The sequence below is a fragment of the Marinobacterium arenosum genome (assembly GCF_019795155.1).
GTDB classification, from domain to species: domain Bacteria; phylum Pseudomonadota; class Gammaproteobacteria; order Pseudomonadales; family Balneatricaceae; genus Marinobacterium_C; species Marinobacterium_C arenosum.
On sequence record NZ_JAILYN010000010.1, the window covers coordinates 44,077 to 65,167 of the forward strand.

General features: G+C 61.0%; 18 protein-coding genes. 11 read left to right on the forward strand and 7 right to left on the reverse strand.

Annotated elements, in window-relative coordinates; translation table 11 throughout:
* Window positions 1-3 precede the first annotated feature (3 nt).
* From K6T12_RS06760 to K6T12_RS06770, 3 genes are read left to right on the forward strand one after another with little or no spacing between them, the layout of a single operon-like run.
* Window positions 4-924 (forward strand): AAA family ATPase, encoded by a 921-nt coding sequence (locus K6T12_RS06760; RefSeq protein ID WP_222220763.1) that lies wholly within the window; start codon window positions 4-6, stop codon window positions 922-924.
* Window positions 924-1,898 carry a DUF58 domain-containing protein gene (locus K6T12_RS06765; protein ID WP_222220765.1) on the forward strand — a complete coding sequence of 325 codons (975 nt, stop codon included), beginning with the start codon at window positions 924-926 and terminating at the stop codon, window positions 1,896-1,898. The genes K6T12_RS06760 and K6T12_RS06765 overlap by 1 nt, the downstream gene beginning before the upstream one ends.
* The gene (locus tag K6T12_RS06770; protein WP_222220767.1) at window positions 1,895-3,871 is read left to right on the forward strand and encodes a transglutaminase TgpA family protein; all 1,977 of its coding nucleotides are present in this window, start codon (window positions 1,895-1,897) and stop codon (window positions 3,869-3,871) included. The genes K6T12_RS06765 and K6T12_RS06770 overlap by 4 nt, the downstream gene beginning before the upstream one ends.
* 7 nt (window positions 3,872-3,878) lie before the next feature.
* On the opposite strand, the gene K6T12_RS06775 is transcribed toward K6T12_RS06770, so the two are convergent.
* The 4 genes from K6T12_RS06775 to K6T12_RS06790 all read right to left on the reverse strand — a co-directional run bounded on the left by K6T12_RS06775 (window position 3,879) and on the right by K6T12_RS06790 (window position 6,119).
* A complete protein-coding gene (locus K6T12_RS06775) occupies window positions 3,879-4,457 on the reverse strand; it encodes a uracil-DNA glycosylase family protein (RefSeq protein WP_222220769.1) in 579 nt (192 codons plus the stop codon).
* Window positions 4,458-4,478: 21 nt separating this feature from the next.
* Window positions 4,479-5,009, reverse strand: a complete 531-nt coding sequence (gene ftnA / locus K6T12_RS06780; protein WP_222220771.1) for a non-heme ferritin — start codon at window positions 5,007-5,009, stop codon at window positions 4,479-4,481.
* A gap of 49 nt (window positions 5,010-5,058) precedes the next feature.
* Window positions 5,059-5,229, reverse strand: coding sequence for a hypothetical protein (locus K6T12_RS06785; protein WP_222220772.1), 171 nt, complete (start codon window positions 5,227-5,229; stop codon window positions 5,059-5,061).
* 107 nt (window positions 5,230-5,336) lie between these two features.
* Window positions 5,337-6,119, reverse strand: a complete 783-nt coding sequence (locus K6T12_RS06790; protein WP_255611610.1) for a response regulator — start codon at window positions 6,117-6,119, stop codon at window positions 5,337-5,339.
* 390 nt (window positions 6,120-6,509) lie between these two features.
* On the opposite strand from K6T12_RS06790, the gene K6T12_RS06795 reads away from it, so the two are divergent.
* Window positions 6,510-7,136: a TetR/AcrR family transcriptional regulator gene (locus K6T12_RS06795; protein ID WP_222220776.1), complete on the forward strand. Its 627-nt coding sequence runs from the start codon at window positions 6,510-6,512 to the stop codon at window positions 7,134-7,136.
* On the opposite strand, the gene K6T12_RS06800 is transcribed toward K6T12_RS06795, so the two are convergent.
* On the reverse strand, window positions 7,125-7,580 hold the full coding sequence (locus K6T12_RS06800) for a hypothetical protein (RefSeq protein ID WP_222220778.1): 456 nt from the start codon (window positions 7,578-7,580) through the stop codon (window positions 7,125-7,127). The two genes, K6T12_RS06795 and K6T12_RS06800, sit on opposite strands and share 12 nt — an antisense overlap.
* A 95-nt stretch (window positions 7,581-7,675) precedes the next feature.
* Window positions 7,676-8,863, reverse strand: a complete 1,188-nt coding sequence (locus K6T12_RS06805; RefSeq protein ID WP_222220780.1) for a pyridoxal phosphate-dependent aminotransferase — start codon at window positions 8,861-8,863, stop codon at window positions 7,676-7,678.
* A gap of 451 nt (window positions 8,864-9,314) precedes the next feature.
* Between K6T12_RS06805 and K6T12_RS06810 the strand changes: the two genes are divergently transcribed.
* The 3 genes from K6T12_RS06810 (at window position 9,315) to K6T12_RS06820 (ending at window position 12,306) form a co-directional block, all read left to right on the forward strand.
* Window positions 9,315-10,394 (forward strand): TRAP transporter substrate-binding protein, encoded by a 1,080-nt coding sequence (locus K6T12_RS06810; protein WP_222220781.1) that lies wholly within the window; start codon window positions 9,315-9,317, stop codon window positions 10,392-10,394.
* Window positions 10,395-10,469: 75 nt separating this feature from the next.
* Window positions 10,470-11,006 (forward strand): TRAP transporter small permease subunit, encoded by a 537-nt coding sequence (locus K6T12_RS06815; protein WP_222220783.1) that lies wholly within the window; start codon window positions 10,470-10,472, stop codon window positions 11,004-11,006.
* A gap of 10 nt (window positions 11,007-11,016) precedes the next feature.
* On the forward strand, window positions 11,017-12,306 hold the full coding sequence (locus K6T12_RS06820; protein WP_222220785.1) for a TRAP transporter large permease: 1,290 nt from the start codon (window positions 11,017-11,019) through the stop codon (window positions 12,304-12,306).
* Window positions 12,307-12,716: 410 nt separating this feature from the next.
* On the opposite strand, the gene K6T12_RS06825 is transcribed toward K6T12_RS06820, so the two are convergent.
* A complete protein-coding gene (locus K6T12_RS06825; protein WP_222220787.1) occupies window positions 12,717-13,577 on the reverse strand; it encodes an ATP adenylyltransferase family protein in 861 nt (286 codons plus the stop codon).
* 119 nt (window positions 13,578-13,696) lie between these two features.
* Here K6T12_RS06825 and K6T12_RS06830 point away from each other — a divergent pair, with 119 nt between their 5' ends.
* The 4 genes from K6T12_RS06830 to K6T12_RS06845 all read left to right on the forward strand — a co-directional run bounded on the left by K6T12_RS06830 (window position 13,697) and on the right by K6T12_RS06845 (window position 20,751).
* Window positions 13,697-15,094 carry a cache domain-containing protein gene (locus K6T12_RS06830; protein WP_255611611.1) on the forward strand — a complete coding sequence of 466 codons (1,398 nt, stop codon included), beginning with the start codon at window positions 13,697-13,699 and terminating at the stop codon, window positions 15,092-15,094.
* Between the two features lie 2 nt (window positions 15,095-15,096).
* Window positions 15,097-15,750, forward strand: coding sequence for a response regulator transcription factor (locus K6T12_RS06835; RefSeq protein WP_222220789.1), 654 nt, complete (start codon window positions 15,097-15,099; stop codon window positions 15,748-15,750).
* 123 nt (window positions 15,751-15,873) lie between these two features.
* Complete coding sequence (uvrB, locus tag K6T12_RS06840) at window positions 15,874-17,898, forward strand: excinuclease ABC subunit UvrB (protein WP_222220791.1); 2,025 nt, start codon at window positions 15,874-15,876, stop codon at window positions 17,896-17,898.
* 168 nt (window positions 17,899-18,066) lie between these two features.
* On the forward strand, window positions 18,067-20,751 hold the full coding sequence (locus K6T12_RS06845; RefSeq protein WP_222220793.1) for a bifunctional diguanylate cyclase/phosphodiesterase: 2,685 nt from the start codon (window positions 18,067-18,069) through the stop codon (window positions 20,749-20,751).
* Window positions 20,752-21,091: the final 340 nt, after the last annotated feature.

Below are 21,091 nucleotides of genomic sequence, written 5' to 3' on the forward strand. Positions count from 1 at the left end.
GGGATGCATACAGAGATTGCGCGGGCTATCGCCGCCGTTGATTCAGTACTCTACGGCAAGCAGTTGCAGGTTAAGCTGGCGCTGACCTGTCTGCTCTCTCAGGGGCACCTGCTGATCGAAGACCTGCCCGGCATGGGCAAGACCACCCTGGCCCACGCGCTGGCGCGGGTGCTGGGGCTGGAGTATCAGCGGGTGCAGTTTACCAGCGACATGCTGCCGGGGGATATCCTCGGCGTGTCTGTATTCAGCGCCGCCAACGGCGAGTTCCGTTTCCATCCCGGGCCGGTGTTCAGTCAGTTGTTGCTGGCTGACGAGATCAACCGTACCACGCCGAAAACCCAGAGTGCCTTGCTGGAGGCGATGGAGGAGCAGCAGGTCACCCTGGAAGGGGTGACCCGCCCGTTGCCGTCGCCATTCTTCGTCATAGCCACCCAGAACCCGATCAGTCAGTACGGTACTTTCCCGCTGCCGGAGAGCCAGCTGGACCGGTTCCTGATGCGTATCTCGCTGGGCTACCCGGCCCCGGAAGCGGAGCGACTGCTGTTGAAGGGCGGTGATGTGCGTGGCCGTATCGAACAGTTGCCGGTCTGTCTGGCGTCTGAACAACTGCTGGAGGTGCGGGCCCGGGCCGCTGACGTGAAAACCAGCGACAGCCTGCTCGATTACCTGCAGCGGCTGGTCGGATACAGCCGCGAGTCGGGCCAGTTCGCCTACGGTATCTCGCCGCGCGGTGCACTGGCGCTGCTCAGCTGTGCCAAAACCTGGGCGTTGTTGAACGGCCGCCAGTACGTGGTGCCGGAAGATCTGCAGCAACTGCTCGGACCGGTGTTCGGCCATCGCCTGCGGGCTGCCGAGGATTATGGTGAGCACGGTGGCGAGGCGTTGATCCGCCTGCTGCTGCGCGAGGTGGATGTGGTGGGCTGATGTCGAGGTCGATTCCGCTGTTCGATCGCCCGTTACGCCAGCTTTTGCGGCGGGCCGATACGCGCCGCAGCCGGGCGCGATCTGCGGTACTGACCCAGAACCGGATCTATATCCTGCCGTCACGCCAGGGCTGGGTGTTTATTCTGCTGCTGACGATCCTGGCGCTGATCGGCATTAACTACCAGAACAACCTGATCCAGGCGGTCGCCTTCCTGTTGACGGCGCTGTTGCTGCTGTCGATGTTGCACACCTATGCCAACCTGGCCGGCCTGAAAGTCACCGCGCTACAGGCGCAGGACTGCTTCGTCGGTGAAAAAGCCGCTTTCGAGTTGCAGCTGGGCCGCACCACCCGGCGTGATTACGAGCATGTCGAATTGCGCCTGGCGGGCGGCGAGCCGCTGGTAACCGACCTTATTGACAGCGAGCAACAGTGCCTGCGGCTCTACCTGCCGGCCCCCCGGCGTGGCCGGCTGGCCAGTGGGCCGCTGCTGATCGAAACCCTCTATCCGTTGGGATTGCTGCGCGCCTGGAGCTGGGTCGATATCGGCCTGGAGGCGCTGGTCTATCCGCAGCCGAAGGCTGGTGGTTGCTTGCCGCAAGCTTACGAGCCGGCTGATGAAGGGATCGGACAACTGGCGGACGGCGGTGACGAGTTCGGCGGCTTCGAGCGTTATCAGCCCGGTATGCCGCTGCAGCGGTTGGCCTGGAAAGCCTACGCCCGTGGCTTGGGGATTCACGCCAAAAGCTATCCGGCGGCCCGGGCGCGTCACTGCTGGCTGGATGGGGCTCAATGGCCGGAACTATCCGTCGAGGCGCGGCTGAGCCGGCTTTGTCACTGGGCGCTGCTATTGGAGCGCCAAGGGGAACTCTACGGTTTGCGGCTGCCGGGTGTCGAGCTGGCACCGGCGCATGGCGATCGGCACCGCCGCAAGGTTTTGAGGGCGTTGGCGTTGTACCGGGAGGGGACGACATGAACCCCTATCAATTATCCCGCCCGGCACTGAACTGGCTGTTGGCCTCGATTGCCTTGGTGTTGCTGCCGCTGATCGGCCGGGTGCCGGGCTGGCTGCTGGCGTTGGCGGCTGTCTGCATCGCCTGGCGGCTGCTGATCCACCAGGGGCGTCTGTCATACCCCCATTGGAGTGTCCGTGTATTGCTGCTGCTGGGCTGTAGCGCCGGTATCCTGGTCAGTTTCAGGGGGCAGATCGGGGTGGAGACGGCGGTTGCGCTGCTGGTACTGGGCTTTCTGCTCAAGCTGCTTGAGATGTACCAGCGCCGCGATGCCCTGCTGGTGGTCTATCTGGCCTACCTGGTGGCGGCGCTGGCATTGCTGTTCAACCAATCGATCCCGCTGGCGATCTATCAGCTGGTGGTGCTGGCGGTGATCAGCACCGCGTTGCGCTCGGTTTACCAGGGCAGCCGGGTCGATGGCTGGCGGCCACTGTGGCAGGTGCTGCGGTTGTTCGGTCAGGCGCTGCCGATCACGCTGGTGCTGTTTCTACTGGTGCCGCGGGTCGAGCCGTTCTGGCAGTTGAGCTGGCAGCAGGGCAACGCTACCACCGGTTTGGCGGAGCAGGTGGCGCCCGGTGACGTGGCCCGGTTGACCCGCTCGGCGGACAGGGCGTTTCAGGCCCGTTTTGACGGGACGGTGCCCGCTCAGACCCAGCTCTACTGGCGGGCGATGACGCTGTCGCAGTTCGATGGCCGCCGCTGGCGTCTGGCCGACGGCTATCGGGATCAGGGCACTCAGCAGGGGCCGTCCGCCGTTGGGGCAGCGGCGGCAATCGAAAGAGAACGGGCGCCGCTGAACTACGAGCTGATCCTGGAACCGACCGGCCAGCGCTACATGCCGTCGTTAGCTTTGCCGGTAACATTTGCCGGTACCCTTAAGCGTCGCCAGGATGGGACTTTGCAGTTGCAAAATGAGCTACTGCAGAGGCGCCAGTTTGCCCTCGGCTCGCAGTTGGGGAGAAACTTGCAGGATCTGCCGCGACCGCAGGACAGCGCGTTGCCACAGGGCAGCAATCCACGCAGCCAGGCTTATGCCCGTCAACTCTGGCAGCGCAGCGAGCGGAATCCGCAAACCTACCTGCAGGCGATCCTGCAGCTCTACCATGACCGGTTCAGCTATACCCTGCGACCGCCGCCGCTGCCGGGTGAGTCGGTCGACCAGTTCCTGTTCGATACCCGGCAGGGCTTCTGTGGCCACTTTGCCAGCGCCACCGCGGTGTTGCTGCGCGCCGTCGGTATTCCGGCACGGCTGGTCAGCGGTTACCAGGGCGGCGAGTGGAACCCCTACGAGGGCTACCTGACGGTGCGCCAGTACGATGCTCACGCCTGGCTGGAAGCCTGGCTGCCACCGGCCGGCTGGGTGATGGTTGACCCCACCGCCGCAGTGGCGCCGGAGCGGGTCGAGCGCAGTGCCGAGCAGCTGTTCGCCCGCGATGAGCAGTTCCTGGCGGACAGCCCCTTTTCGCCGATGCGCTGGCGTGGCGAGTGGCTCAACCGGCTGCGGATGCGCTGGGAGGCGGTTAACTACAGCTGGCAGCGCTGGGTGCTCAACTATCACCAACGCCAGTCCGGCCTGTTCCGCGACTGGCTGGGGGCGAATCAGCTCAGCCGGGCGGTACTGTTAACCACATTCTTGCTGGGCGTATTGCTGGCATTGGTGGCCTGCTGGCTGCTGAGGCGCAACCGGCCGGTGCCGTTGCACCCCTGCGATCGGGCCTTTGTGCGTTTGCAGGCGCAACTGGCCAAGCGTGGGCTGCCGCGCCGGCCGGATGAATCGGTATCGGCATTTTGCCAGCGTCTGCAACAGCACTATCCGGAGCAGTCGGAGCAGTGGCGGCGGCTGGCCGAGCAATACACCCGCTACCGTTATGCCGGTGAGGGGAGCACCGAGCAGCTCTGTGTGTTGATTGAGCGTTGTCGACGGCGGCTGGCTTGATTGGCTGTCAGTCGAGCAGTTCGGCGACCCGCTGGCGCAGTGCGGGCAGCTGCTGTTGTTCGAACCAGGGGTTGCGCTGCAACCAGAAGCGGTTACGGGGTGACGGGTGCGGAAGGCAGAACTGGCGGGCATCCGGCTGCTGGTCACGGACCCGCTCGGTCAATGAGCGCTTGTCAGCCAGGTAGTAGTCCTGGGCATAACGGCCGACCAGCAGCCACAGCTGGCAATCCGGCAGGGCTTCGATCAACGGCGGGTGCCATTGCGGGGCGCACTCGGTGCGCGGCGGCAGATCGCCGCTGCGGCCGCGGCCCGGGTAGCAGAAGCCCATCGGTAGCACCGCCACCAGTCCGCTGTGGTAGAACTGTTGCCGGTCCAGACCCAGCCAGTCGCGCAGCCGGTCGCCGCTGCTGTCATTGAACGGGATGCCACTCTGGTGGGCGAGCCGGCCGGGAGCCTGACCGATAATCAGCAGCCGGGCCCGCGGATCAAGCTGCAGCACCGGCCTGGGAGGTTGCGGCAGCTGCTGCCGGCAAAGGTCGCATTGGCGGACCCGCTGCAGCAGCGGCGTGATCCCGGTATCGCTCATCAGGTGCTAAGCGGCCGGAGGTCAGACTTCGGCCGGCGCGTCCATGATACTGCCGGACTCCTGGCCGACCAGTTTGCCGATCTCCTTGTCGATAAAGAACAGCCCCTTGCCGTCTTCGCCGATGATCTCGATCTTGTCGAGGATACCCTTGAACAGCTTTTCCTCTTCATGCTGCTCGGCGACATACCACTGCAGGAAATTGAAGGTGGAGTAGTCCTGATTGCTGAACGCGGTATGGGCCAGTTCATTGATGCTGCGGGTGACCAGGCTTTCGTGTTCGTAAACCTTTTCGAACAGGTCTTTGATGGAGGTGAACTCCTCGGGCGGCGCTTCGATCGAGCCGATTCGGGCGATCGCGCCGGTTTCGTTGACGTAGGTGAACAGCCGCTTCATATGCTGCATCTCTTCGTCGGCATGCTGCTTGAGAAACTCCGCACAACCCTCGAACCCCTTGTACTCCGCCCAGGCGCTCATCTGCAGGTAGAGGTTGGAGGAGTAAAACTCCAGGTTGATCTGTTCATTCAGCTTGTCGACCATCGCTTGGGTCAGCATATTCGGTATTCTCCTTCTGTTATCGGCAACGGATGTGCAGTGGGATTGCTCAGGATGCTTTCTTGGGTTTGCAGAGCCAGTGCTTATCGGTGGCCGAGCGGGCACACTTGACACAGATGAATCGGCTGTCGCGGGTGATGGCGATCAGCTGCTTGAAGTGGTCTTCGATATCGCCCTTGCTCAGCTTGCACAGGCTTTTGGTTTTCAATGAGTTAGCCACGGCAACCTCCGGTTGTCACCATTGTGTCATAGTCGGCGGGTAAACGCAGGTCGTCTCACGGCGGGGGAGGCGCTGCCGGCGGTGACTGGCCGCCGCAGCGCCTGGGATCAGATTTCGTGAACCAGGTTCTCGATCAGCGATTTGACGTTCTCGTAGGAGAGCGGCTTGCTGACCACGGCGGAGACGCCGGCCTGCTGGATCGCTGCCAGTCGCTGCTGGCTCTGCTCACTGGTGATCATCAGGATCGGTACCGTTGGCTGGTCGCTGTCGTGGCGGATATGTTCGGTCAGCTCGCGGCCATCGATATTGGGCATATTGTAGTCGGTGATGATCAGGTCGAAATGTTGATTGCCCATGATCGACAACGCCTGGGCGCCATCTTCCGCCTCCTGGATCTGCTCGACGCCCAGTCCTTCCAGCATCTGGCGGACATATTTGCGCGACAGCCGGCTATCGTCGACCACCAGCACCTGCAGGTGCTCGTTGTCTTCGTTGACGTTCGGCTCTTCGTTGGTGGTGTCGGTCAGATAGTTCAGGGTGCTGCGCAGTGCCACGCTAAGCTCGTCGCCGGAAAACGGCTTGGGCAGGATAGCGATGGCGCCGGCCTGGCGGATCGGTTCCAGGTAGCGGTAATGGGTTTCGGACGAAATCAGCAGGAAGGTGATATCGGCCAGATTGGGGTCCATTCGCATCTGCTCCAGCAGCTCGGTGCCGGTCATATCGGGCAGATGCATCGAGGAGACCACGATGTCCGGATGCTGGCTGAGCATATATTCCAGCGCGGAGCTGGCCTCGGTAAACTCTTCAATGGTGTTGATACCGTGCTCGCGCAGCCGGCCGGTGATGATGTTTCGCTGTACTTTCGAGGGCTCGATTACGACTACGAGCAAGTCAATTAGATCCATAACCGGTCAATATTCCTGACATTCAGAATCGATACTTCGCACCGCGCTAAGCGTGCGCAACGATGAGATCTGCGCTTGGCACTACTCAATCAACCGTTCGATATGATGACAGGCTATGGTTGCTAATTAAAGTGAATGAGGCGATGAATCTTGTTTAATTCCCTCGCTTGTTGACGAGGCGTCAATTTTTTCCCGCAGGCGGCCCCGACTTTCGGCGTCGGCGCGAATCGGCCGACTACACCCGCCGAGCGTTGACCTGTATCAGCTTCAGGGGCGGTTTCGGTTTTCGCTTTTCCGGTTGCAGCGTAGCATGCAAGCCAGCCTTGGGCATTGAACCGTCCGGGGCGGTCCAGTTAACCGTGCAGCAGGACAGTTATGACTCTCAACGGAAATGCGTCACGTACCCGTGGCCAGATTCTGGAGGCCGCGGCCGACATTATTTCGGATCAGGGTATCTCCGCGCTGACGGCGGCCAGCCTGATCGAACAGGCGGGTATCAGCAAAGGCGGTCTCTATCATCATTTCAAGCAGATGGACGAGGTGATGCTGGCTACCCTGACGATGCTGGTCGACCGCTATCTCGAGCTGCTCGATGACGGCCAGGACCGCAATGTGATGGAGGTGCTGGATCGGCTGGAACGCAATCTGTTCGAGGTGCAATTGAGCCAGCGGCGGTTGTTGCGGGCGTTGTACTGTTTTGCCGAAGTGGTGATGTTCCGCAGCGCCTACCGCCAGCAGATGGTGCGGTTGTTTGACGGTATTCGCCAGTTGCGGCGCCAGCAGTTGCAGGCGGCACGGCCCGATCTGTCCGATATCCAGCTGCAACAGCTGAGTGCCTTGCTGGATATCCATGTGCAGGGCGTGTTGAGTCGTCATCAGCTGGATGATGAGGCGATGGTGGCCGATGAGCGGGCTCACTGGCAGGCGTTTCGCGAGTTGTTTCTGCAGGCTTTGCCGCCGGTAGCGTTGGTCGCCGAGCCTCCGGTCGAGTTAACGGCCTGAGTCGCTGTTTTTTTCGGCTAGCGCTGCCTTGCTCAATGACTCGTAACACGCCTGGCCGAAGCCGGGTAGTTGCAGTTGCTCGCCGGATGCCAGGGTCAGTGAAACGCCACTGATCCCCCACCGTTTGAAGCTCTCTATCTGGTTGATCTCACGGTAGTTGATCCGCTGCTCGTTGGCACTGGCCGGCCGACGGATCAGCAGTGAGCGCGGCGCCAGCTTGATGCTGGCGTCGCTGAACTCCAGCTCCATCCGATCGTAAGTGTATTGGGCGCGGCGCAGCGCGAAGATCGCCACCAGCGCGGGGCCCAGCAGGTAGGGCGAGCCAAGATCCATCATCATCACCATCAATGCCAGCCCCAGCAGGCCGAAGAACAGTTTGTTGCACAGCGCATTCTTCTGCGCGCAGTGTTCACTATCCCAGTGAAATTCGGTGGTTTCGCTCATGATGTCGGAGTCTTTAGTCAGCGGCGGAAGGAAGGTCGGAAATAAAATAGCCGCACCTGGGTGCGGCTATTGCTCGTACTAACGGCGGCTGCAGGTCAGCCTTCGATCGCCTTCTTGATACGGCTCAGCGCGTCTTCCAGCACGTCCAGGCTGGTAGCGAAGGAGAGACGCATATTGCCCGGTGCGCCGAATGCCGAACCCGGCACCAGTGCAACGCCGGCTTCGTTCAACAGGAACTCGGCCAGGGCAATGTCGTCTTCGAAACGATCATCGTTGTCGATGATCTGTTGGAAGCTCGGAAAGGCGTAGAAGGTACCGTCCGCCGGAATGCAGGAGACCCCCTCGATGTTGTTCAGGGTTTCCACCACGTAGTCATGGCGCTGTTTGAACGCCTTGACCATCTCGACTACGCAGCCCTGATCGCCTTCCAGTGCGGCTTGGGCAGCGACCTGGGAGATCGAGGTCGGGTTGGAGGTGCTCTGCGACTGGATCTTCTTCATCGCGCCGATCAGCTTGGCCGGGCCCGCCGCGTAGCCGATACGCCAGCCGGTCATCGAGTAGGCCTTGGAAACACCGTTCAGCACGATGGTGCGCTCGTACAGTTCCGGGCAGGCGTTCAGGATGTTGCAGAACGGCTGCTCGGTGAACAGGATATGCTCGTACATGTCGTCAGTCGCCACCAGTACCTGCGGGTACTTCTTCAGAACTTCGCCCAAGGCTTTCAGCTCGTCCAGCGTGTAGGCGACGCCGGTCGGGTTGGACGGGCTGTTCAGTACCAGCAGACGGGTCTTGTCGGTGATCGCCGCTTCCAGCTGTTTCGGGCTGATCTTGAAGCGCTGCTCCTGGGTGGTGGTGATGATCACCGGCGTGGCGTCTGCGATCTTGACCATATCCGGGTAGGAGACCCAGTACGGCGCCGGCACGATCACTTCGTCGCCCTCGTTCAGCAACGCCAGGGACAGGTTGAAGAAGCTCTGTTTACCGCCGCAGGACACCAGGATCTGGTTGGCTTCGTAGCTCAGGCCGTTGTCGCGCTGCAGTTTGGCAATAATGGCTTTCTTCAGCGCCGGGGTACCGTCGACAGCTGTGTACTTGGTGAAACCATCGTTCAGTGCCTTGATTGCGGCGTCTTTAATATGACTGGGAGTGTCAAAATCCGGCTCGCCTGCGCCCAGGCCAATAATGTTCTTGCCTGCCGCGCGCAGTTCGGCTGCACGGTTGGTCACCGCCAGCGTTGGAGAAGGTTTGATGTTGTTGACGCGGTCTGAGAGTTGAACGTCCAAGCCTATTTCCTCTTTATAGAGTACCCATGGTGAAAAATAATCAGCCGGATGCATTGGCGTTCGCTTGATAATTTTAGTGTTTGCTTGCCGCATCCGGGCGGTGCTGCGGGCTACACAGCCGATCTAGCATACAGTAAACGCATTTCGGCATGAATCCTTTCAGCGGCGATTTTTCCCGGTTTTCCACGCCTCGGAGCGATTCAGTCTGGTCTAAATCCCTAGGTAGAAATACGGAGTCGGATTGGGGGATTTCCACGATCGGCTACGTGGTTTTTGGCTCTGTTTGCGCACTATTTCGAATGGGGCGCTTCCGAGCCGTTCGTCATCATGTCAGTCCTGTCGGTATTGCTGTGCCGACCTGTTGCCGCCGCTTGCGCTGATTTAGCGAAGAGGCGGCCACCGGAGCGTGCCTGTGGGCACATTGGGCTGTTAACGAGAGGCGATAAAAATAATGCTTAAACTCAAGTTCACCAAGAAACTGGTCGCGGCGGCGGCCTGCCTGGCGGCGATCGCGCTGCCGGCCCAGGCGGCTGACAAGGTATACCGTCTGAAGATGGCCGAGACCTGGCCGTCCAACTTCCCGATCTTCGGCGATGCGCCGCGCAACATGGCGGCGATGGCCGAGAAGATGTCCAACGGTCGGTTGAAGATCACCATCGACTCCAAGAACAAGCACAAGGCACCGCTGGGCATCTTCGATATGGTGCGCTCCGGTCAGTACGACATGGGCCACTCGGCGTCCTACTACTGGAAAGGAAAGGTGCCGAATACCCTCTACTTCACCACCATGCCGTTCGGCATGACCGCGCCGGAGCAGTACGGCTGGTTCTACAACGGTGGCGGCATGGAGCTGATGGAGCAGGTGTACAGCCAGTACAACCTGCTCAGTTTCCCGGGCGGCAACACCGGTAACCAGATGGGCGGCTGGTTCCAGAAGGAGATCAACTCGCTGGAAGACCTGCAGGGCCTGAAGATGCGTATTCCGGGCTTTGCCGGTGAAGTGCTGGCCAAGCTGGGCGCCAAGCCGACCAACATCCCGGCCGGCGAGCTGTACACCGCGCTGGAGCGTCGCACCATCGACGCGCTGGAGTGGGTCGGGCCGTCGCTGGACCTGCGTATGGGTTTCCACAAGATTGCGCCCTACTACTACACCGGCTGGCATGAGCCGGCTACCGAACTGCAGTTCCTGGTCAACCAGCGCAGCTGGAACAAGCTGCCGGAAGACCTGCAGGAGATCCTGCGGGTGGCGATGCGCACCGCCGCCTATGACATGTATATCCAGTCCTACCATGCCTCCGCCGAGAACTGGCAGCGGATGAAGCAGGAGTTCCCGGATATCCAGGTCAAGTCCTTCCCGGCCGAGGTGATCAGCGCGATGCGCAAGGCCAACGACGAGCTGCTGGCCGAGAAGGCGGCGCAAGATCCGCTGGCCAAGCAGATCATCGAATCCCAGACGGCTTACATGCAGAAAGCCCGCGTGTGGACCGACATCTCCGACAAGGCTTACCTGAACAGCCTGTCCGCTCAGTAAGTCATCGGCCCGGCGCCCTGTCCAGGGTGCCGGGCCCGTTCCCTTCCCTTTGACTGATGTTGCCGAGGAGCGCTGATGTTTCTGCTGCGACTGGAGTCCGTCATCAACCGGTTTTCCGACCTGTTGGGCAAGGTCTCCGCGATTCTGTTTGTGCTGATGCTGTTCAACGTCTTCTACGACGTGATCATGCGCTACCTGTTCAACGACGTATCGATCGGCATGCAGGAGCTGGAATGGCACCTGTTTGCGGCGATGTTCATGCTCGGCGTGCCCTACACCTTGAAAGTGGGTGGCCATGTACGGGTCGACCTGATCTACGAACGACTGAGCGGTAATCAGAAGGCCTGGATCGACCTGGCCGGCACCCTGGGGTTGCTGCTGCCGTTCTGTCTGCTGGTGGGCTGGTACGGGGTCGGTTTTGCCCGCGAAGCGTTTGAACTGGGTGAAACCTCGGGTGATCCGGGCGGCCTGCCATACCGCTGGATCATCAAGGCGGTGATTCCGTTTGCCTTCTTCTCGATGGCGATCAGCGGCGTCGGTTTGCTGCTGCGCTCGATCAACACCCTGCGGGGCCACCACCCGGTGGCACACTACCAGCCGCCGTCGCATTGAGGAGTCTTCGATGATCGGTATTGTAATGTTTTTCGTGGCCCTGGTGATGTTGCTGGCCGGCTTCCCGGTGGCCTTTACCTTCGGCGGCGTGGCGCTGCTGTTCGGCGTGTTTGCCGAAGGACCGGATATGTTCGCCTTCATGCCGTTCCGCATTCAGTCGATCATGGAGAATACGGTGCTGATGGCGGTACCGCTGTTTATCTTCATGGGCATTGTATTGCAGAAGACCCGGCTGGCCGAGCAGCTGCTGGAATCGATGGGCAAGCTGTTCGGCGGCGTGCGTGGCGGTCTGGCGATCTCCACCGTGCTGGTCGGTGCACTGCTGGCGGCGTCGACCGGGGTGGTCGGTGCCTCGGTGGTGGCGATGGGGTTGATCTCGCTGCCGGTGATGCTGAAGTACAACTACGACAAGTCGCTGGCCTGCGGCACCATCTGTGCCTCCGGCACGCTGGGCCAGATCATCCCGCCGTCGATCATCCTGATCATCCTCGGTGACGTGCTGGGAATTCCGGTCGGCGACCTGTTCAAGGCGGCGGTCGGGCCGGGCTTCGTGCTGATCGGTGTCTATGTGCTCTATATCCTGATCTACACCTGGCTGAAGCCCGAGGCGGCGCCGTCCATCCCGATGGATGCGGACGTCAACAGCAAGCGCGAGCAGTACGGCAAGGCGCTGAAGGCAATCGTTCCGCCGCTGGCGCTGATCCTGGTGGTGTTGGGCTCGATCTTTGCCGGTGTCGCCACACCGACCGAATCCTCCGCGTTGGGCGGCGCCGGAGCGCTGCTGCTGGCACTGCTCTACCGCCAGTTCAGCTGGAAGATGGTACTGGATTCAGCGACCGAGACGGTCAAGGTGACGGCGATGGTGTTTGCCATCCTGCTGGGCGCCACCGCGTTTTCAATGGCATTTACCTATACCGGCGGCGACTACATCGTCGAAGAGGTGTTGTCCGACCTGCCGGGCGGCCAGATGGGCTTCCTGTTGCTGTCGATGCTGGCGATCCTGGTGTTGGGCTTCTTTATCGACTTCGTCGAGATCAGCTTCATCATCGTGCCGATCCTGGCGCCGGTGGCCGATGCGCTCGGTATCGCGCCGCTCTGGTTCGCGATTCTGATCGCCATGAACCTGCAGACCAGCTTCCTGACCCCGCCGTTCGGCTTCGCGCTGTTCTACCTAAAGGGGGTGGCGCCGCCGCAGGTGCGCACGGTCGATATCTACCGCGGGGTGATGCCGTTCATCCTGATGCAGGTGGCGATCGTGGTGTCGATCCTGCTGTTCCCGGACTTCTACGGACTCAGCTGAGGACGACACTCGAAAGGGCATGGGGGCGAGAGCCCCCGGCAGGCGGTCGCCGATCAGGCTGGCGCTCGCCATCGGAAGCCGGCAAAGCGGCAGCCATGCCGGCCTACCCAACTCCTTCCATCATCAATCTGGTGAAACCCTGCCTTCAAAGGCGGGGTTCTTTTTTTCAAAGCAAACAGTTAACCGTTTGGAGCTGTCAGTGCTCCCGTAGGCCGAGATTTTGGCTGGCTGCGATTCTCGGGCCTGCTCTGCAATGCTCATCACATTTTGTGGGCGTCCCGTCCGGGTGGCCCGGCACCCTGGCAGCAATTGCTCACTCGCGTTAGGTTGGGATGAAGGACGAATCCCGACATTCGTATCGGTCGAAGCCTTGCTAAACACTAACGCTTGAAGAGGTCGCTGATGAGAAATCAGGCCAGCGCGGTCAATACCTTCATCAACCCGGCCTGTTTCAACAGCGTGGCCTGCTCGTCATTCTTGACCAGCAAAGCGCCGACATAGCCCAGCGCATTAACCGAGATCCCTTGGTAGGCCTCGGCGCAACGCGGCACCATCAGCATCCATTCGCGGCTCAGCAACAGGTTGTAGGGCGGCATGGCACCGTCGCTGCCGGGCTGCAGTGCCAACCGGTCGCACAGCTGCCGGTAGTCTGACAGCAGTCGGTCGGCGGCCGTGGCCGGATCGTCGAACAGCTGCTCCGGCAACGCCAGCGCGCCGTGGCAAAAGGGTAGGGCGGTTAGCCGTTGCGGTTCAGGGCTGTCCAATTGATTGAGCTGCGGCGAGAACGGCAGTGGTCGGTCGGCAAGCATCGGTAGCGGGATCAGCTGCAGGTGCTTGTGCGGCTGGCTAGCGCCGGCCAAAGGGCCGCCGTTAAAGAACATCAGCGCATCACCCTGCTGCAGGCAGAGTGCCACCGCCTGGAAGTCGGCGCGGTTGAGCGGCGCCAGCTGGGATTCATACTCGCGGGTGACCAGCAGCAGATGTTGCTCCAATACATAGAATTTGTTCAGCAGGCAGAGGTGGTCCGGGCCGAGTTCACTGACCAGCAGCGCCGGCTCATGGGGCTTGAACGGATTCCGTCGGGTGTCACCGGCCTGTTTCAGCCGATTGTGCGCCTGCTCCTTGTGGCGCAGGCTGTCGAGGGTGCGTAGCAGGAACCGGCAGCCGCCGTCCCGCAACTGCTCGCAGCGGGTCTCGATCGGTAGCAAGGCACCGCTGGCCAGCGCCTGCCGGCTGCGCTCACGGGCCTGCTGCCAGATATTGTCGGTCATCTTGTCATCCATTGCGTCAATGCTGATTAGCGGGCCATATCCGTATTACTACGCAGATCGCCCTATCGGCCGGGCTTATTGGGTATTATTGAACAGATCATAATAATAGCGTTGAATCCATGTGGCCCAACCAGACACTGTCCCTGAAAACCAAGATCCTGCTGCTGGCGATCCTGCCGCTGATCCTGGTGACCGCGGTAAACACCCTGATCAGCCAGAAGCAGGCGCAACTGCTGTCCGAGCAGGAGATCCGCACCTTCGAAGAGAACCTGCTGGCCTCCAAGCGGAATGAGCTGCAGAACTATGTCTCGCTGGCGATGACCTCGATCGCCCACCTGGTGGCCGAGGCCGACCCGCACGACCGCTACGCCCAGCAGGAAATCAAGCGGGTGCTGGACGGCCTGACCTACGGCGAGGACGGCTATTTCTTCGTCTACGATCGCAACGGCGTCAACCTGGTCCACCCCAAGCAACCGGAGCTGGTCGGCAAGAACCTGTACGACATGCAGGACCGCAACGGCGACTATGTGATCCGCAATCTGCTGCGGCTGGCCAGCGAGGGCGGCGGTTTTCACCGTTACCTGTGGCGCAAGCCCTCCAAGCATGATCTGGAGGACAAGCTGAGCTACGTGGTGCAGATCCCGAAGCTGAACTGGATGATGGGCACCGGGCTCTATATCGATGATATCGCCAGCGAAGTGGCGGCGATCCGCAATGATGTCCGGCGCAATATCCGTAATACCTTCTTCACTGTGCTGGCAATCGTGTCGGGCGCGGTGCTGCTGGTGGTGATGATCGGTATCGCCATCAACGTGCATGCCAGCCAGTTGGCCGACGCCCGCTTGCGCGAGCTGGCGCAGAAGTATGTCCAGTTCCAGGTGGCCCAGCGGCGTCGCTTCGCCCGTGAACTGCACGACGGCATCAACCAGCTGATGGTGTCGGTCAAGTTCCGCATCGAGCTGGCACTGGAAAAGTTCGGCAGGCAGGATCAGAGTGCGGTGGCGGATCTGGACAAGGGGCGTGAGGTGTTGAATCGGGCGATCCAGGAAGTGCGCCAGATCTCCCACGACCTGCGTCCCAGCATGCTGGATGATCTGGGGTTGGAGGCCGCCCTGCAGGGCATGGCGGAGGACTTCGCCGAACGCACCGGCATTCAGGTCAGCCAGCGGCTAAGGCTGCCGCCCGAGCGTTTGCCGGACGATATCGAGATTACCCTGTACCGGCTGGCCCAGGAGGCGTTGACCAACGTGGAACGCCATGCCGAGGCCGACCGGGTGCGGATCGGTATCTGGCCACAGGACGGGCTGATCTGGCTGGAGGTCGAGGATGACGGTCGGGGCTTTTCCGCCCCGGGGCATGACGGGCCGCAGGGGATCGGCCTGATCAATATGCGGGAGCGAACCGAACTGCTCAGTGGCAGCTTCGAGCTGGTCAGCAAGCCTGGCCAGGGTACCCTGGTCCGGGCCGGCTTTGCCTGGATGGCGGACGCGGCGAAACATAACAGGAGGCGGGTCTGACGATGACGGAAACCAAGGTGATCCGGGTATTGCTGGTGGATGACCACCCGTTGGTGCTGGAGGGGATCAACGCCCGGCTGGAGAGTGAAGAAGGCATCGGCGTGGTGGGCTGTGCCGGCAACGGTCAGGAGGCGCTGGAGGCGGCCAAACGGTTGCAGCCGGATGTGGTGCTGATGGATATCTCGATGCCGGTGATGAACGGGCTGGAGGCGGCGCAGCGGTTTCACACCGATTACCCGCAGATCCGGGTGTTGATTCTCAGCATGCACGACAAGCGCGAGTATATCGTCAAGATGATCCAGAGTGGCGCCGCCGGTTACGTGTTGAAGGATGTCTCCTCCGGCGAGCTGATCAACGCCATCAGAACGGTGCACAACGGCGGCACCTACTTCAGCGCCAGCGCCTCGCAATCGCTGTTCAGCAGTTTTGATCAACCGCCGGCGGAAACCGTCTCCGAGGACAAGCTCACCCAGCGCGAACAGACGGTATTGAAGTTGCTGGCTGAGGGCAGCAGCAACAAGGAGATCGCCCGAACGCTGGATATCTCGGTACGCACCGTGGAAACCCACCGCCAGAATATCAAGCAGAAGCTGAACATCCAGACCGCCGCCGGGCTGACCAAATACGCTATCGAGCACCGGTTGGTGGAACTTTGATTTTTTAATCCTCTGCCGGCGAAACTTAACGCTGCTCAGGCTCTCGCGGGGTGCGGATCGGGGCAGGCGCCTCGCAGCGGTATTTTGCTATAATCGCCTGCTTGGTTCAGCGTGGGTGAGGGTATGAAAGAACGTTTTAAGGTCCACTCCAAATTTGACCCGGCCGGCGATCAGCCCGAGGCGATCAACCGGTTGGTCGATGGTATCGAATCCGGCCTGGCGGCTCAGACATTGCTCGGGGTAACCGGTTCCGGCAAGACCTTCACCGTTGCCAACGTGATCGCCCAGGTGCAGCGGCCGACCATCGTGATGGCCCACAACAAGACCCTGGCCGCCCAGCTGTACGGCGAGTTCAAGGAGTTCTTCCCGGATAACTCGGTCGAGTATTTCGTCTCCTACTACGATTATTACCAGCCGGAAGCCTACGTGCCGGCGTCCGATACCTTTATCGAGAAGGACGCCTCGATCAACGAACATATCGAACAGATGCGGCTGTCCGCCACCAAGGCGCTGCTGGAACGGGACGACGCCATCATCGTCGCCACCGTGTCGGCGATCTATGGCCTCGGCGATCCCAAGTCCTACCTCGGTATGATGCTGCACCTGGATCGCGGCGACCAGGTTGACCAGCGCTTTCTGCTGCGCCGGCTGGCGGAGCTGCAGTACACCCGCAACGACGTTGAGCTGCATCGCGGCACCTACCGGGTGCGCGGCGACGTGATCGACGTGTTCCCGGCCGAATCCGACAAGGAAGCACTGCGCATCGAACTGTTCGACGAAGAGATCGAACAGCTCAGCTATTTCGACCCGCTGACCGGCGAGGTGCTGAAGAAGATGCCGCGCGCCACCATCTACCCGAAAACCCACTATGTGACGCCGCGCGAGATCCTGGTCGAGGCGGTCGACTATATCAAGGCGGAACTGAAGGAACGGCTTGAGCAGCTGCGCAAGGCTGACAAGCTGGTCGAGGCGCAGCGGCTGGAGCAGCGCACCATGTATGACATGGAGATGATCATGGAGCTGGGTTACTGCTCCGGCATCGAGAACTACTCCCGCTACCTGTCCGGCCGCCAGCCCGGCGAAGCACCGCCAACGCTGTTCGATTACCTGCCGGACAATGCGTTGCTGGTGATCGACGAGTCCCATGTCACGGTGCCGCAGATCGGCGCCATGTACCGTGGCGACCGGTCGCGCAAGGAGACCCTGGTGGAATACGGCTTCCGGCTGCCGTCGGCGCTGGACAACCGGCCGATGAAGTTCGAGGAGTGGGAGCGACAGGCGCCGCAGATGATCTTCGTGTCGGCAACCCCGAGCAAGTACGAAGCGGCCAGCCAGCAGCAGGTGGTCGAACAGGTGGTGCGGCCGACCGGACTGGTCGACCCGGTGGTCGAGGTGCGGCCCGCCTCGACCCAGGTGGACGACCTGCTGTCGGAGATCCGTAAGGTGGTCGCCAACAAGGAGCGGGTGGTGGTGACCGTGCTGACCAAGCGGATGGCGGAGGACCTGACCGAATACCTCGACGAGCATGGCGTACGGGTGCGTTATCTGCATTCCGATATCGATACCGTGGAACGGGTCGAGATCATCCGCGACCTGCGGATCGGTGAGTTCGACGTGCTGGTGGGGATCAACCTGTTGCGTGAGGGGATCGACATGCCGGAGGTGGCGCTGGTGGCGATCCTCGATGCCGACAAGGAAGGCTTCCTGCGGTCAGAAACCTCGATGATCCAGACCATTGGCCGTGCCGCCCGTAACGTCAATGGCCGTGCTATCCTCTATGCAGACCGGGTGACCGGCTCGATGCAGCGGGCGATCGATGAAACCGAGCGCCGCCGCCAGAAGCAGATCGCCTTCAACGAAGAGCACGGCATCACGCCGCAGGGGATCCGCAAGTCGGTCGCCGACATCATGGAAGGCGCCTCGACGATACCGGGACGCAAGGTTTCTCGCACTGCCAAGAAGGTGGCCGAGCAGGCTGGCGAATATCGGACCGAAGAGCTGCAGGCGATGTCGGCCAAGGAGTTGGCGCGGGAGATCAGCAAGCTGGAAGACCAGATGTACCTGGCGGCCAAAAATCTGGAGTTCGAACAGGCGGCGCACTATCGGGATCAGCTGCAGCAGCTTAAGCAGCACGCATTGGTGGAGTAACTGTTTCATACCGGCCTGAGATGCCGGGTTTAAACAGGGGGCGGTCGTCATCTGGCTGATTTGAAACGGGTTTCAGATCAATAGTTGGATGGGGGGTTATGGCCAGGACAAGGGCCGGTGGTGTATAACGGGTTACACAGACATCGGCGGTAAGGATACGCGCAAGGCATGAAAACACGCATCATTTTACTGTTGCTGGCCTTGCTGACCTGCCTGACGGCAGGGGTCAGCGCGCTGTTTTATTTCTATCATGCCGCCGATGCGGCCTCGCGGGATGCGCTGCAATCGGTTGAGCGCCATGCCCAGCAGGTCGCTTCAAAAGTGGAGATTGCGGCACAGTACCATAGCCGTACCGCCGACGCCTTTGCCAAATTACCGCAGGTAATCGATTTCTTTGAACGGCCCGGTTCAAGTGCACCACAGCAGCTGGCCAAGCTGCTCAACCCTCTTTGCGGTGCGATCAGTGCCGACGTCTGCTATCTGATGGACCTGGAAGGCCAACTGGTGGCTGGCGACAGCTCGACCCTTGAACTGAACATCCTCGACAATAACTTCAGCTTCCGGCCTTATTTCCAAGACGCCCTTCGTCAGGGGCGCGGACTCTATCTGGCCCAGGGGGTGGCGACCCAAAAGCGGGGCGTTTATTTCAGTCACCGGGTCGATGACGCCGATGGGCGTCCTCTCGGGGTGGCCGTTATCAAGATGCCGCCGCGAATGGCGGGCCTGGAGTTGGCAGGGCTGAGCGGGACGGCATTGTTGCTGGCGCCCAATGGCGTGGTGTTTGCCAGCAACCGGCCGGAATGGGTGCTCAAGCCGCTTTGGAAGACCGAGTTGCCACAGCGACGAGCGCTGTCCAACAGTCGTCAGTTCGGCGACCAGATGGGCGACGGATTGGGCTTCCAGGCGATCGACCAGAGTACCCTGCGGTCTGGAGATAACCAGAGTTTTCTTGTCGGCACGGGTTGGATTACCGCATTGCCCGGTTGGCAGGTGCTTTATCTGGAGCCGGATCAACCGCACGGCGTTCCGTTGGCCGAGAGTTGGGCTGCCTATGGTTTTGGGGGGATGTCGCTGGCGATGCTGGTGGCGGTAGTGCTGCTGTACCGGGCCGGCCGCGAGGATCTGTCGCGTCGACGTCATGCTGAACTGGCGTTGCGGGAGTCCGAGAACCGGCTGCGACGGTTGACCGAACTGTCCAGCGAGGCGATTGTTATCCACTGCCAGGGGCAGGTGGTCGATGCCAATGGTGCCGCTGAAGGGTTGTTCGGCTACAGTCGGGATGAGCTGCTGCAGATGCAGGTCTGGCAGTTGCTGGATGAGCTGAGTGTGGCCACTGCCCAGGCCCGTTACCGGGAAGGCTATGAGCTGCCCTACGAGGTCACCGGCCGGCGCAGCAATGGCCAGCATTTTCCGTTGGAGATCATCGCCAAGGGGACGGTCATGGACGGCCAGGAGGTCAGGGTTTCCTGTCTACGCGATATTTCCAAACGCAAGGACCAGGAAGCGCACATCCGTTACCTGGCGATGTTCGACGGCCTGACCCAGTTGCCCAACCGTCACCATCTGCTCGACAAGCTGGATCAGGCGATCCAATCCGCCACGGAATCGGGTACCGGCCTGCATCTGATGTTCATCGACTTGGACGATTTCAAGAAGATCAACGATACCCTCGGCCATTCCGCCGGCGACCGCCTGCTGGTGGCCGTGGCGGCCCGGATGCGCCAGTTGGTGCAGGCGCAGGAGTTGTTGGCACGTTACGGTGGCGACGAGTTCCTGGTGCTGCTGACCGACAGACCCGAAGAGCGGGTTCAGCAACTGGCCGACCAGATTCTTAATGCTCTGCGCCAGCCGTTCGTGGTGGACGGAAACACCTTCTATATCTCCGGCAGTGTGGGTATCGCCCGTTACCCCGAACATGCCTCCAATACCTCCGAACTGCTGCAGCGGGCCGATACCGCGATGTACTCCTCGAAGGAGGAGGGGCGAAATACCTACAACTTCTTCGAAGAGACGATGAACCGGTTTGTCGCCGAGCGGGTGGAGATCGAGCGGCATCTGCGTGGCGCGCTGATGCGCAAAGAGCTGCATCTAGAGTACCAGCCGGTCTGTTTTGCCGAGGACGGCACGGTGATTGGCGCCGAAGCCCTGCTGCGCTGGAACAACCCGACCCTGGGCCGGGTGGGGCCGGACAAGTTCATTCCGGTAGCGGAGGATACCGGCATGATCGAGGAGATTGGTCGCTGGGTGCTGGAGCAGGCCAGCCAGCAGGCCAAGCGGTGGCTGAACTATGGCATCGAACCCTTCTACATCAGCGTCAACCTGTCACCACGCCAGTTCCGCGATCCCAGCCTGATCAGCTATGTGCAGGGGATCCTGCTGCAGACCCACCTGCCGGCCAGTGCCTTGGTGTTCGAGATCACCGAAGGGGTGTTGGTGAAGAATGACACTGCCACCGTGCAGGTGATGAACGACCTGTCCGAGCTGGGCATCGGCCTGGCGATGGATGATTTCGGCACCGGTTACTCGTCGCTGAGTTATCTGAAGCGTTTTCCGTTCAACACCATCAAGATTGACCGTGAGTTCGTTCGCGACCTGGAAACAGATCCCGGCGACCAGCAGTTGATCGTCGCCACCATTGCGATGGCGCGCGGCCTGGGGATGCGGGTGGTGGCCGAAGGTGTGGAGAACCGGGAGCAACAGGCCTTCCTGAAGGATGCCGGGTGTCATTATCTGCAGGGTTATCTGCTTAGCCGGCCACTGCCGGCGGCGGAGTTTCAAGCGGCTTTCGTCGAGCCGGTCCGTCAGGAAGGCCGCAGGAGTGAAACAATGGATACGCTGTTGGAGTGGGAGTAATGGTACCGCTGCTAACCTGCCGGGCAGTTTTTGACGGATCGTTATTTATTACGATGGAGCGATCTGCCGTGGCTTGATAGGCTAGCAGCCTTTCGGGCTTGGCCGATCGTAGCGAGGGAAAGACGTTTTGAGCCAGGTTTTATGCTCTTTTGAGGCGAATAGTAGTTCTGTTTTACGCAGAAGAGCTTAAAAATGGCCAAAATCGGCTTTTCCGCAGTAGGTCAGTGCTAAGTCTGACAGGCTGCTAAATCGCCGCATTATCGACAACTCGAACTGTCGGAGACCGGAGTGAAGCTTTCAATAACCGCTGTCGCACTATCCATCGCCAGTCTGGCGTCCT

What these genes read in the sequence shown, in the direction of transcription:
- K6T12_RS06770 (WP_222220767.1), top strand. Translation starts at nt 1,895, where the DNA reads ATGAACCCCTATCAATTATCCCGCCCGGCACTGAACTGGCTGTTGGCC.
- K6T12_RS06765 (WP_222220765.1), top strand. Translation starts at nt 924, where the DNA reads ATGTCGAGGTCGATTCCGCTGTTCGATCGCCCGTTACGCCAGCTTTTG.
- uvrB (WP_222220791.1), top strand. Translation starts at nt 15,874, where the DNA reads ATGAAAGAACGTTTTAAGGTCCACTCCAAATTTGACCCGGCCGGCGAT.
- K6T12_RS06775 (WP_222220769.1), bottom strand. Translation starts at nt 4,457, where the DNA reads ATGAGCGATACCGGGATCACGCCGCTGCTGCAGCGGGTCCGCCAATGC.
- K6T12_RS06845 (WP_222220793.1), top strand. Translation starts at nt 18,067, where the DNA reads ATGAAAACACGCATCATTTTACTGTTGCTGGCCTTGCTGACCTGCCTG.
- ftnA (WP_222220771.1), bottom strand. Translation starts at nt 5,009, where the DNA reads ATGCTGACCCAAGCGATGGTCGACAAGCTGAATGAACAGATCAACCTG.
- K6T12_RS06760 (WP_222220763.1), top strand. Translation starts at nt 4, where the DNA reads ATGCATACAGAGATTGCGCGGGCTATCGCCGCCGTTGATTCAGTACTC.
- K6T12_RS06800 (WP_222220778.1), bottom strand. Translation starts at nt 7,580, where the DNA reads ATGAGCGAAACCACCGAATTTCACTGGGATAGTGAACACTGCGCGCAG.
- K6T12_RS06810 (WP_222220781.1), top strand. Translation starts at nt 9,315, where the DNA reads ATGCTTAAACTCAAGTTCACCAAGAAACTGGTCGCGGCGGCGGCCTGC.
- K6T12_RS06835 (WP_222220789.1), top strand. Translation starts at nt 15,097, where the DNA reads ATGACGGAAACCAAGGTGATCCGGGTATTGCTGGTGGATGACCACCCG.
- K6T12_RS06820 (WP_222220785.1), top strand. Translation starts at nt 11,017, where the DNA reads ATGATCGGTATTGTAATGTTTTTCGTGGCCCTGGTGATGTTGCTGGCC.
- K6T12_RS06795 (WP_222220776.1), top strand. Translation starts at nt 6,510, where the DNA reads ATGACTCTCAACGGAAATGCGTCACGTACCCGTGGCCAGATTCTGGAG.
- K6T12_RS06830 (WP_255611611.1), top strand. Translation starts at nt 13,697, where the DNA reads ATGTGGCCCAACCAGACACTGTCCCTGAAAACCAAGATCCTGCTGCTG.
- K6T12_RS06815 (WP_222220783.1), top strand. Translation starts at nt 10,470, where the DNA reads ATGTTTCTGCTGCGACTGGAGTCCGTCATCAACCGGTTTTCCGACCTG.
- K6T12_RS06825 (WP_222220787.1), bottom strand. Translation starts at nt 13,577, where the DNA reads ATGACCGACAATATCTGGCAGCAGGCCCGTGAGCGCAGCCGGCAGGCG.